General features: G+C 65.5%; 10 protein-coding genes and 4 tRNA genes. 3 read left to right on the top strand and 11 right to left on the bottom strand.

The genetic code is table 11. The annotated features are described in order from the left end of the window. Nucleotides 1-166: 166 nt before the first annotated feature. From C1878_RS15430 to C1878_RS15410, 5 genes are all read right to left on the bottom strand, one after another. A tRNA-Gly gene (locus C1878_RS15430) sits at nucleotides 167-242 on the bottom strand. 44 nt (nucleotides 243-286) lie between these two features. After that, nucleotides 287-360 (bottom strand) — tRNA-Cys (locus tag C1878_RS15425). Nucleotides 361-429: 69 nt separating this feature from the next. Then, nucleotides 430-505 (bottom strand) — tRNA-Gly (locus C1878_RS15420). A gap of 252 nt (nucleotides 506-757) precedes the next feature. Continuing rightward, nucleotides 758-832: transfer RNA gene (locus C1878_RS15415), tRNA-Val, on the bottom strand. A 151-nt stretch (nucleotides 833-983) separates the two neighbouring features. Beyond that, on the bottom strand, nucleotides 984-1136 hold the full coding sequence (locus tag C1878_RS15410) for an FmdB family zinc ribbon protein (protein ID WP_114602490.1): 153 nt from the start codon (nucleotides 1134-1136) through the stop codon (nucleotides 984-986). Between the two features lie 303 nt (nucleotides 1137-1439). Between C1878_RS15410 and C1878_RS15405 the strand changes: the two genes are divergently transcribed. Together C1878_RS15405 and C1878_RS15400 are read left to right on the top strand one after the other, a co-directional pair. Continuing rightward, nucleotides 1440-2639, top strand: a complete 1200-nt coding sequence (locus C1878_RS15405; RefSeq protein ID WP_114602489.1) for a GAF domain-containing sensor histidine kinase — start codon at nucleotides 1440-1442, stop codon at nucleotides 2637-2639. Then, nucleotides 2636-3277, top strand: a complete 642-nt coding sequence (locus tag C1878_RS15400; RefSeq protein ID WP_114602488.1) for a response regulator transcription factor — start codon at nucleotides 2636-2638, stop codon at nucleotides 3275-3277. The genes C1878_RS15405 and C1878_RS15400 overlap by 4 nt, the downstream gene beginning before the upstream one ends. 10 nt (nucleotides 3278-3287) lie before the next feature. Here the strand turns inward: C1878_RS15400 and C1878_RS15395 are convergent, their stop codons facing one another. From C1878_RS15395 to C1878_RS15370, 6 genes are all read right to left on the bottom strand, one after another. Continuing rightward, nucleotides 3288-4178 (bottom strand): 4Fe-4S binding protein, encoded by an 891-nt coding sequence (locus C1878_RS15395; RefSeq protein WP_114602487.1) that lies wholly within the window; start codon nucleotides 4176-4178, stop codon nucleotides 3288-3290. Next, nucleotides 4175-4432, bottom strand: a complete 258-nt coding sequence (locus C1878_RS15390; RefSeq protein WP_114602486.1) for a chaperone NapD — start codon at nucleotides 4430-4432, stop codon at nucleotides 4175-4177. Before C1878_RS15390 ends, C1878_RS15395 begins: the two co-directional genes overlap by 4 nt. Before the next feature lie 75 nt (nucleotides 4433-4507). Beyond that, the gene (locus C1878_RS15385) at nucleotides 4508-4840 is read right to left on the bottom strand and encodes a nitrate reductase cytochrome c-type subunit (protein ID WP_114602494.1); all 333 of its coding nucleotides are present in this window, start codon (nucleotides 4838-4840) and stop codon (nucleotides 4508-4510) included. A 5-nt stretch (nucleotides 4841-4845) separates the two neighbouring features. Further along, complete coding sequence (locus C1878_RS15380) at nucleotides 4846-7413, bottom strand: molybdopterin-dependent oxidoreductase (RefSeq protein ID WP_114602485.1); 2568 nt, start codon at nucleotides 7411-7413, stop codon at nucleotides 4846-4848. A 69-nt stretch (nucleotides 7414-7482) separates the two neighbouring features. After that, nucleotides 7483-8091: a 4Fe-4S dicluster domain-containing protein gene (locus C1878_RS15375; RefSeq protein WP_241963789.1), complete on the bottom strand. Its 609-nt coding sequence runs from the start codon at nucleotides 8089-8091 to the stop codon at nucleotides 7483-7485. A gap of 141 nt (nucleotides 8092-8232) precedes the next feature. Next, complete coding sequence (locus C1878_RS15370; RefSeq protein ID WP_114602484.1) at nucleotides 8233-9009, bottom strand: teichoic acid transporter; 777 nt, start codon at nucleotides 9007-9009, stop codon at nucleotides 8233-8235. 288 nt (nucleotides 9010-9297) lie between these two features. On the opposite strand from C1878_RS15370, the gene C1878_RS15365 reads away from it, so the two are divergent. Continuing rightward, nucleotides 9298-10401 (top strand): TerC family protein, encoded by a 1104-nt coding sequence (locus C1878_RS15365; RefSeq protein WP_114602483.1) that lies wholly within the window; start codon nucleotides 9298-9300, stop codon nucleotides 10399-10401. Nucleotides 10402-10436: the final 35 nt, after the last annotated feature.

Here is a 10436-nt window from a genome sequence, read left to right as displayed (position 1 = left end):
AATACGAGCGTCGGTTTGACACTGCTTGTCGAGATCAGAGATCAAGTGAAGATAGATAGGCTCAAGCTGGAGCAAATCTCTGGCCTGAGCCTTTATTGCCTCTTGACAATGTTCTACTCATATTAAAAACCGGCCGAACGTTTCCGTTCGGCCGGTCGGCGTGTCATGGAGCGGACGACGGGGTTCGAACCCGCGACCCCGACCTTGGCAAGGTCGTGCTCTACCAGCTGAGCCACGTCCGCATGAAAGCGATTCGGTGCATGTCCGCCCTCCGGGGAGGAGCGAATGGAGGCGACGCCCGGATTCGAACCGGGGGTGAAGGCTTTGCAGGCCTCTGCCTTACCACTTGGCCACGTCGCCGTGCTGCAGCGATATTGTCAAGAAAAGGCCGGCCAAAACTGTTGAGTATGACCGGCCTCGTGCTGACGATGGAGCGGACGACGGGGTTCGAACCCGCGACCCCGACCTTGGCAAGGTCGTGCTCTACCAGCTGAGCCACGTCCGCATCGCGAGGAAATATGATACTGGAACGCGCCTGCGCGCGCAAGGGCTAATTTGAGAAATTTGCACCTCTTCGCTGGCGTCGCCGCCCGAACGACCGGCCGCAACGCGAGCGAAGAGGTGCCGGGGCGGGGCGGGGCCTGCGTTGCCGACGTCTTCTCGATGTCATGGTCCGCGACGGACGTCGAGCTTTTGGCGTGAGAAGGAACGAGTGACGAAAAAGGGCCTCGCAATGCGAGGCCCTTCATGAATTCCGTGGTGCGCGATGCAAGATTTGAACTTGCGACCCCCACCGTGTCAAGGTGATGCTCTCCCCCTGAGCTAATCGCGCACGCTCTCAAGCTGCGAGAACGTTTCCGTTCCAGCAAGCAGATAGTCTACCAGATCGCAGGCGTCTGTCAAAGCATAATTTTGAGAAATGGCGCCTTCCCGCGAGCGGAGGCCGAGCGCCGTCGGCCCTTTCGGCTCGCGGGGACGGTGCGTCAGTCCTCGTCCTCGAGCTTCTCGAAGTCGTGGTGGCCGCAGTTGGGGCAAGCGGGAAGCTTTTCCGTGTCGCTCGTTATCCTCACCACGTAGCCGCAGTTCTTGCAGCGGTAGCGTCCTTCGCCCGGCTGGTCGCCCGTATGGAATTCCATGGCGCGCTCCTTTCTTCGCAGCGGTTGCCGACGGTCTGATCCTAGCACGGCGCGCCAGGGGGCGAGTGGCGGGCGGTCAACAGCGCGTCGAGCGTTCGGCGACGCCACGGTACCCTTTCGCCGGCCCCCCGGGACCTTTCTTCCATGCACGTCGCCTCGCGGGCGTTCTCCCTGATGCCGGTCGGGAGGGCGAGCGGCTTTCTCGTGCATTCCGCAGGGGAATGGGGGATAATGGCACCTCGAAGGAGAACGGGACGACACGAAGGCGCGGCTCGAAGCCGCACGGGACGGGGGCGATGGGGCATGGGGGCATCCAACTTCACCGACGAGACGCTCGCAGGCGGCTGCGCCGAGTACCACGAAGCCGTGGAGGGCCTCAAGGCCCGTCACGGCTTCGATTTCGTGTCCATCGGGCTCACGGCGTTCATCGGCGCGGCGCTCAAGTGGGTGTACAGCGCCGGCGCCACCGGCGAGCGCCACCGGCGCATCGTGCTCGCACCCGGCCACGGAATCGGCGGCATCACCATCAAGTCGGGCAAGCCCATGATGTTCACCGACATCGATGAGGAGATCGACCCGCGCGAGTACTCGTCGTACCCCATCGTGTTCGCCGAGGACCTGCGCAGCTTCTGCGCGCTGCCGCTCAAGAAGGGCGGTCGCGTGGTGGCGGTGCTGCTGTGCGCGTACCGTTCGGTGAGCGACCGCCACGAGGAGAGCTACCGCCGGCTCATCGAGGATCTGGACGGCAAGCTGGCCGACTTCGGCGTGGTGTCGGACGATTTCATGGACTTCGAGAGCATAGCCGCGGAGAAGCGCGCCGACTCGGCCTCGAACCCCATCTTCGTCCGCTCGGAGCTCTCCCGTGTCATCGGCGCCCAGGAGGACGAGCGCAAGCGCATCTCGCGCGAGCTGCACGACGGCGTGGCGCAGGAGCTGCTGAGCATCTCGTTCCTGTTCAACCAGATGGCGAGCCATCTGGACGACGAGGGCGCCGGGCTTTTGGCCCAGGCGCGCAACACCGTCGACCGCATCTTGGACGAGCTGCACAACATATCGGTGGAGCTGCGCCCCTCGGCGCTCGACCACCTGGGCTTCCTGCCGGCGCTGCGTTCGCAGGCCGCCGTGTTCGAGAAGACCTACGGCACGGAGATCGTGTTCGAGGGCGGGCTGTCTTGCGAGCGTTTCGACCAAGCGCTCGAGACGCAGGCGTACCGCATTTGCCAGGAGGCCATCCTCAACGCCTGCAAGTACGCCGACACCGAGCGGGTGTTCGTGACGTTGGAGGACGCCGACGGCTGGCTGCATGTGAGCGTGGTCGACCACGGCCGCGGGTTCAACACCGCGAACCCCGAGATCAAGGGCAGCGGCTGCGGCCTGTACGGCATGCAGGAGCGCGCGAACCTCATAGGGGCGAGGCTCACCACCTCGTCGGGGCCGGGCGGCACCACGGTGACGCTCGTGGCACCCATGCGCGTGGTCGAGGGAAAGGAGGTCTCCCGATGATCCGCATCGTGCTGGCCGACGACCACGAGGTCGTGCGGGCCGGGTTCAAGATGATCTTGGAGCAGGACGCCGAGATGAAGGTGGTGGCCGAGGCCGCCGACGGCGCGCAGGCGTACTCCATCGTCGCGCGCGAGAGGCCCGATGTGCTGCTCATGGACATATCCATGCCGCCGGGGCAGAGCGGGCTCGTGGCGTGCGAGAAGATCGCGGGCGACTTCCCGACCACGCGCATCGTGATACTCACGATGTTCGCCGAGCCCGAGTACCTGTTCTACACGTTGCGCGGGGGCGCCGCCGGCTACATGCTGAAGAACTCCACGTCGGAGGAGCTGCTGGCCGCCGTGCGGGCCGTGGCCGGGGGTGGCAGCTACATCCACCCGAAAATGGCCGCCCTGCTCACCAAGCAGCTGGTGGGCGGCGAGGGGGAGGACCGCTCCTACCAGAGCCTTTCGAACCGCGAACTGGAGATACTGCAGCTTCTGGCCAAGGGGTACACGAACAAGGAGATATCCGAGCGTATATTCCTGTCGGTGAAGACCGTGGAGGCGCACCGTTCGAAGATATACCGGAAGCTGGGATTCAAGACGCGTGCGGACCTGGTGTCCTACGCGCTGACGCACAAGCTGCTGGACGTGTGAGGATCCGTTCCTACGAAGGCTCTTGCTCGGTCGGCTTCGCGCCTTTCCCCAATCCCATCGACAGGGCGCGGGTGGGGCAGGCGTCCACGCAGGAGCCGCAGGCCATGCAGTCGCCCGCGCGCACGACCGCGTCGCGCTCGGCGAGCACGGGATCGAGTATGGAAGGGTCGGCCAGGCAGGCCTTGCGGCAGGCGTCGCAGTGGATGCAGGCCGTGCGGTCGTACTTCACGTTCACCAAGCCCGCGCGCCCGATGGCCTCGTAGAAGCCGCCGAGCGGGCAGAGCGAGCGGCACCATACCCGGTGCCCCCAGAACAGCTCGGCCACCACGACGGCCCCGAGCGTCCACAGGCCCGCCACGCTGCCGAACAGGATGCCCTTGTTCACGGCCCCGATGGGCGAGAACGCCTCGAACACGGGGACGCTCGCCACGGCCGACAGCGCGAGCACCGCGAGCGCGATCCACAGCTTCGCGTGGCGCGGCACGGGGGCCTCGCTCACCTTGATGCCCAGTTTGCGCCGCAGCGCGTCGACCAGTTCCAACAGCAGGTTCGTCGGGCACACCCATCCGCAGAACGCGCGGGCGCGCACGAGCCCGTAGAACACCACGACCGGCAGCGCGAACAGCAGCCAGTCGAGTTCGAACGTTTTCGAGGCGGCGACGACCTGAAGGACCCCGAACGGGTCCAGGAGGGAGAGCCCTCCTACGGATGAAGAGGAAAGGCTGCCGAAAAAGGTGAGGTCGGCAGGGGTTGGAACAGGGTCGTCGCCGCCGACGGACACCCCGAACAGGCCCCAGCCGGCAAGAAGCAGCGGCGCTGCGAACAGCAGCACGGCCGCTATCTGCACCGCATGCCGCAGCCAGGACCATTTGAAGTGCGAGGTGTTCGGGGTGCGCTTCATTTAACGGCTGCCTTTCGCAGCGTGGGGTCGTCCTCGAAGTTGGCGTACACCAGGTTGATGCCGGTAACGCCCTCGATGCCGACGAACGTGCTCGCGATGGCGTGCGAGTCGTCGAGGGTCTCGGCCTCGACGGTCACCACGACCTTGCAGCCGTTCGTCTCGTGCACTTCGACGCCTTCGATGCGGCCGAGCTCTTCGGCCGCCCGCGCCGTGGCTTCGGGCATCGTCTCGACGACGAGGCTTGATATGACCATGATGCTCTCCTTGCTTTCAGGTGGAAGGGGCGGCGGAGGGGGCCGCCCCTTTCGAAGGGAAGGGCTTTCCGGGCGCTATCCCTGCACGTGGCACGTGTTGCACTGATCGTGCGTGGGATCGAGCTCCAGCGTCTGGGACGAGCCGTCGACGTAGTGGTCCTCGGGCAGCGCCACCGAGCCGTTCAGCATGGGGTTCGAGCGCTCGCTCGCGCCGTGGCAGCCGTAGCAGCCGGGGGCGCCCAAGCTTTCGAAGCGGCCGTCGTGGCTCGCGGGCATGAGCGGCGGCGCTCCGGCGGGCACGTTCGCGCTCGCGTCGTTCTTCGGCTCGGTGCCCGCGCACCCCGCCGCCGCCATCGTTCCGGTCAGCATCGCGAGCGCGAGGGCGCCGGCAACCAGTTGCTTCCTCATGGCTATCACCCCTCGACCTTCGTGATAGAGACGCAGGTCTTCTTGTAGTCGGGCTCCTTCGACAGCGGGCAGTACGTGTCCTGCACCGCCAGGTTCACGAGCGTCTCCTCGGCGAAGAAGGGCGCGAACACGATGCCCTCCTGCGGCTCGGTGCGGCCGGCCGTGGACGCCTTGATGTCGAACTCGCCGAAGCGCGACTTCACGTGCACGAGGTCGCCGTCGGCCACGCCCAGCTTGGACGCGTCGTTCGGATGGATGTTCAGCAGCGCCTCGGGCAGCGCGCGGTCGAGCTCGGGCACGCGGCGCGTCATGGTGCCGGTGTGCCAATGCTCCAGCAAACGCCCGGTGCAGAAGTAGAACGGGTACTCGTCGTCGGGCGTCTCCGCCGGCGGCTCGTAGGGTCGAAACACCACGGAGGGCTTCATGTTGCCCGACTTGTAGAACGACAGGTTGTTCGCCAGGCCCGGCTTGCCGTACTTCGCCACGCCGACCTCGTCGAAGCCGTCCTCCTGCTTGCCGTCTGCGAAGCGCCAGTGCGTCTCGAGCCACTTGCCGTCCACGTTGCGCACGGGCCACGTCATGCCGTGGTGCGCCAGGTACTCCTCGTAGGGGGCCAGCTGCTTGGCCTCCATCTTCAGCTTCGCGTCGAACGTTCCGTCGGCGTCGTCGTTGATGGCCTTGGCCTTGTCGTTCATCTCGGGGTTCGAGAAGACGCGGTACTCCTCCCACAGCAGGCGGTTCGTCTCGCGCGAGTCGTTTTTGAAGTCGTGCGCGGCCTTGTCGTAGATGAACCCGAACAGGTGGTCGAAGGAGTCCTTGCCGTCGATCTGCTCGCCGTCGAGCACGCGATGCGCCACCTCCATGAACGCCCACAGGTCCCACTTGGCCTCGCCCGGCGGGTCGACGGCCTTCTCGAACACCGCGGAGCGGCGCTCGGCGTTGCCGAACTGGCCTTCGCGCTCCACCCACAGGGCAACGGGCAGCACGACGTCGGCGTACTGGGTGGACAGGGTGGGGTACACCTCGTTCACCACGATGAACGTGTCGAAGATGCCTTGTCTGTCCTCGCCGCGGCCCAGGAAGCGCTGCAGGTTCGGCATGGACTGGGCCCAGTTGTTGTGCGCGGTCCACAGAAAGTCGATGTTGCCCTTCGACATCTCGCGGAATATCTTCACCGTGTGCATGCCGGGCTTCTGGATGGCGTCGAGGTAGCCCTCGGGCAGGTCCCAGATGGCCTCGGTGTAGCGGCGGTGCTGGGCGTTGGCCACCAGCAGGTCGGCCGGCAGGCGGTGCGAGAACGTGCCCACCTCGCGGGCCGTGCCGCACGCCGTGGGCTGGCCGGTGAGCGAGAAGGGGCCGCAGCCGGGACGGGCGATCTTGCCCGACAGCAGGTGGATGTTGTACAGGTTGTGGTTCATCCACGTGCCGCGGTTGTGCTGGTTCACGCCCATGGTCCACAGCGACATGATGTTCTTGTCCGGGTCGGCGAACTCGAACGCGAGCGCCTTCAGGTCCTCCACCGGCACGCCGGAGAGCTCTGACGTGTACTCGAACGTGTAGGGCGCCAGGCGCGCGGCGTACTCATCGAACGTGATGGAGGTCACCGCGTCGACCTTCTGGCCGATCTCGCTGGCGTCGTAGCCGTCGTCGGTGGCGTTGCCGATGTCCTCGGTGCCCTGCTTGAACTGCAGGTGGTCGTTCACGAACGCCTCGTCGTACTTCTTGTTCTGCACGAGGTAGTTCGCGATGCAGTTGGCGATGGCCAGATCGGTGTTGGGCTTGAACAGCATGACGGTGTCGGCGCTGACCGACGTGCGGGTGCGCAGCGTGCCCAGGTCGTAGTGCTTCACGTTCTCGCCCGAGAGCTTCCGGGCCGTGAGGCGCGAGTACAGCATGGGGTGCGCCTCGGCCATGTTGGCGCCCCAGGTGACGAACACGTCGGCGTTGTCGAGGTCGGCGTAGCAGCCGGCCGGCTCGTCGGTCTGGAACACGTTCATGAAGCCCACCACGGCGCTGGCCATGCACAGGCGCGCGTTCGGGTCGACGTTGTTCGACAGCAGGCCGGCCTTGATGAACTTGGCGCAGGCGTAGCCCTCGGTGATGGGCTGCTGGCCGGAGAGCCAGAACGCCAGGCGGGACTTGTCGGCCTTCCACGTTTCCTTGAGCTTGGAGGAAACGAGTTCGAGCGCCTCGTCCCACGAAGCCTCGCGCAGGCCCTCGTCGGTGCCCTTCGTGGACTTGTCCTCGCGGATGAGCGGCTTCGTCAGGCGGTCGTCCCCGTAGAGGATCTTGCCCAGGAAGTAGCCCTTCACGCAGTTGAGGCCCTTGTTCGAAAGGTTCTCCGGATCGCCCGTGACGCTCACGAGCTTGCCGTCCCTCGTCTCGCAGATAACGCCGCAGCCGCAGCCGCAGAACCGGCACACGGCCGTGTGCTTCTGGCCTTCGCCGCCGCCCGCCGCCGCGCCTTCGCCGCCGCTTGCGCAGCCGGTCATCGACGCAAGGCTGCCGGCCGCTGCGGCGCTTGCCAGCGCGACGGCCGTTGCCTTAACGAACGCTCGTCTTGAGATGTCCATGGCACCCCTCCTTCTCTCCCTTTTCGCTCTTCACTCGCTATTCCACCGTTTCCTCGAACGGATTGATGGCTAGGCTCCTTCGCGTGCCCGGTCGGCGAACGCCTCGATGCGGATGGCCACGTTCGGCTCGTCCACCACGCAGCGCTCCACGCACAATCCGCACCCCGCGCACCGCTCCTCGTCGATGACGGGGGCGAACACGGAATGGATGGCGTCGCCCTCGCGCATGCGGTAGTCGATGGAGATGGCCTGGTCGATGAGCGGGCAGGTGCGGTAGCACACCTCGCAGCGCATGCCCTGGAACGCGATGCACAGGTCCTCGTCGATGACGGCCGTTCCCATGCGCACGTCCGCGCGCTGCTCCACGTCGCGAAGCGCCCCGGTCGGGCAGGCGCGGACGCAGGGGAAATCCTCGCATAGGCGGCATGCTTGGGCGCGCGCGTCTATCGCAGGCGTGCCCACGGCGAAACCTTGGTCGCCGGGGGCGGGGAAGAGGGCCAGGTACGGGCACGCCTCCATGCACTTGCCGCACTTGACGCAACGGGCGGAGAAGTCCTTCTCCCCCTGCGCGCCGGGAGGCCGGAGCAGGCTCGCCTCGCCTTGGACGGCGTAGGCAACGCCCTGGAAGGCCACGACGGCCGCGGACAGGCCGGCTACGACGCTGGATAGTCTCATCATTCCCCTTTCCTCACCTAGTATGATGCGCTTGCGGCGAGGTCCTGCCAATCGGGGTAGCCCCGAGGCGGCGAGGGGGAAGCCCCTGTAAAAGGGGAGGGTTTTATACTATAAGTTAACGAGGATAATTGACGTCGAGGCGCCTTACGCGTACAGGCGGATGCCCACGTACACGGCGGTTTCCGGCAGGCCTTTTATGCTGTAGACGCTCGAGAGCCCTATGGCCGACACGCGCCAGTGGTAGGTGCCGTCGCCCACGGCGACCGTGCCCTCTTGGAACGTGTTGCCGGATTCGTCGACGCCCATCTCGCCGGCCGTGGCCGGATCGAAGCCCTCGGAGGCGATGGCCGTCTGCACGGCGGCCTCCACGCTGCCGGAAGAGAAGTCGGCGTACTTGACGCGCATGTCCGCGTAGTCGCCCGGCTCTGCCGTGAACTGCCACGAGCCGTTCAGCAGCAAGGTGGCGTCCGTCGCCGACAGGCTGGACACGTTGCTGTACATGAGGAGGGCCTGGGCCTCGCTCACGTCGGCGGGCAGCTTGATGAGGTCGATCTTCCCGCTCGTGTCGCCGCTCAGGGCTCCCTTGTCGGCCACGCTCCAGCCCGCTTCCGCGAACGCCGCCTTGATGCCCTCGACGTCCATTCCCACGAGCGACGCGAGGTTCGGCAGGCTCTCCATGGAGGCGGGGCGCGCGAGGTTCTGCTCCATCGTGGCCTGCGCGCGCTCGGCCGAATGCGACACGTTGTCTATGACGTTGAACAGGAAGACGCCGCCGATGATGGCGGCGACCAGGACGAACGCGGCCATGACGACCATCTGGGGGCGCGGTGCGTCCAGCGGTCGGGCAAGCGAGCTGCCGTCCAGATAGCGGACGGGACCTTCTCCCGCGTCGTAACCGTTTTTTCGCGCGTTGAAAAACATGAGCGTACTCCTGAGGGGTTTGTGTGCTTTGGGCATTATATCATTGTTCGCAAGGCCTCCGTGGTAGGATACGACCTGCCCATGGGGGAGTAGTTGGCACGGATCAACGTGCGGTGCGTTCAACATCTTGGCGCTGCGGCGTCTGGCGTACCTTAATCAGCGAGACTCATGGCGCGACGCCTGCGCGAGCCGGCGTCGCGCCATGAGTTTTTTTATGTGCTGGAACCTATCGGGCCGGACGGGAGCCCCGCGCAACGGCGGAGGCTTGGAAACGACGAAGGAGCAGCATTGGATCTCTCGATCTTCACGTCACCCGAGGCTTGGATCAGCTTGGTCAGCCTCATTTTCCTGGAAATCGTGCTCGGCGTGGACAACCTGGTGTTCATCTCCATCACCACGAACCGGCTTCCTCCCGAGAAGCAGCACATCGGCCGCAAGCTGGGCCTGGCCGGCGCGCTCGTCATGCGCATCGTGTTCCTGTGCTTCGCGTCCTTCCTCGTGCACATGACCGCCCCGCTGTTCACCATCGACCTGGGCGCGTACGCCCACGGGTTCTCGGTACGCGACCTCGTGCTGCTCATCGGCGGCGGCTACCTTATATACAAGGGCATCGCCGAGCTGCGCGAGACGCTCAAGCTCACCGAGGTCAAGGCCGAGCATTCCGAGGAGCACAAGGCGCTGCACCTCATCTCCCTGCCGCAGGCCGTGGGTACCATCATGGTCATGGACGTGGTGTTCTCCATCGACTCGGTCATCACGGCCGTGGGCATGGCCGACCACCTCATCATCATGATCATCGCCGTCATGCTGGCCGTGTTCCTCATGATGATCTTCATCGACCCCATCTCGAACTTCATCAACGGCCACCCCGAGATGAAGATGCTCGCGCTCACGTTCATCGTGGCCATCGGCGGGTTGCTGGTCATCGACAGCGTGGGCTTCCACACGGGCATTGAGCTTCTGCACATGCCGCTCGAGAAGCTCATCGTGTACTTCGCCATGGTGTTCTGCATCGTGCTCGAGCTCATACAGATGCGCTACAACGCGAACTTCCTCGCCTGGCGCAAGGAGCGCTGGAAGACGGAGACGGCCGCGCAGATCGAGAACGTGCGCGCCGAGATGATGGAGCAGATGGAGCGCGAGGCCGCCGAGGACGCCGCTTCCGACAAGGGCGCCGACGGAGAGAAAGGTTCCGCCCCCGAGCGCATCCAGCCCATCATCATCGGCAACAACGTGTACGTGATGATGCCGATGGCCGGCGAGGACGCCGCCTCGTTCAAGGAGCTCATGGCCACGTCGAGCACGGCCAACGCCTCGTTCGACGCCCCGCTCGAGTTAACCGCGCAGGTGGAGGACGCCGAGCCCGTGTACGAGGAGCCCGAAGGGAAGTAGGGGCCCTTTGTCATCCTGAGCGAGCGAAGCATTCG

The sequence above is a fragment of the Gordonibacter sp. 28C genome (assembly GCF_003339845.1).
Lineage (GTDB): Bacteria > Actinomycetota > Coriobacteriia > Coriobacteriales > Eggerthellaceae > Gordonibacter.
Note: the sequence above shows the minus strand (reverse complement) of the source record. Positions and strands in the feature narration are given on the sequence as shown.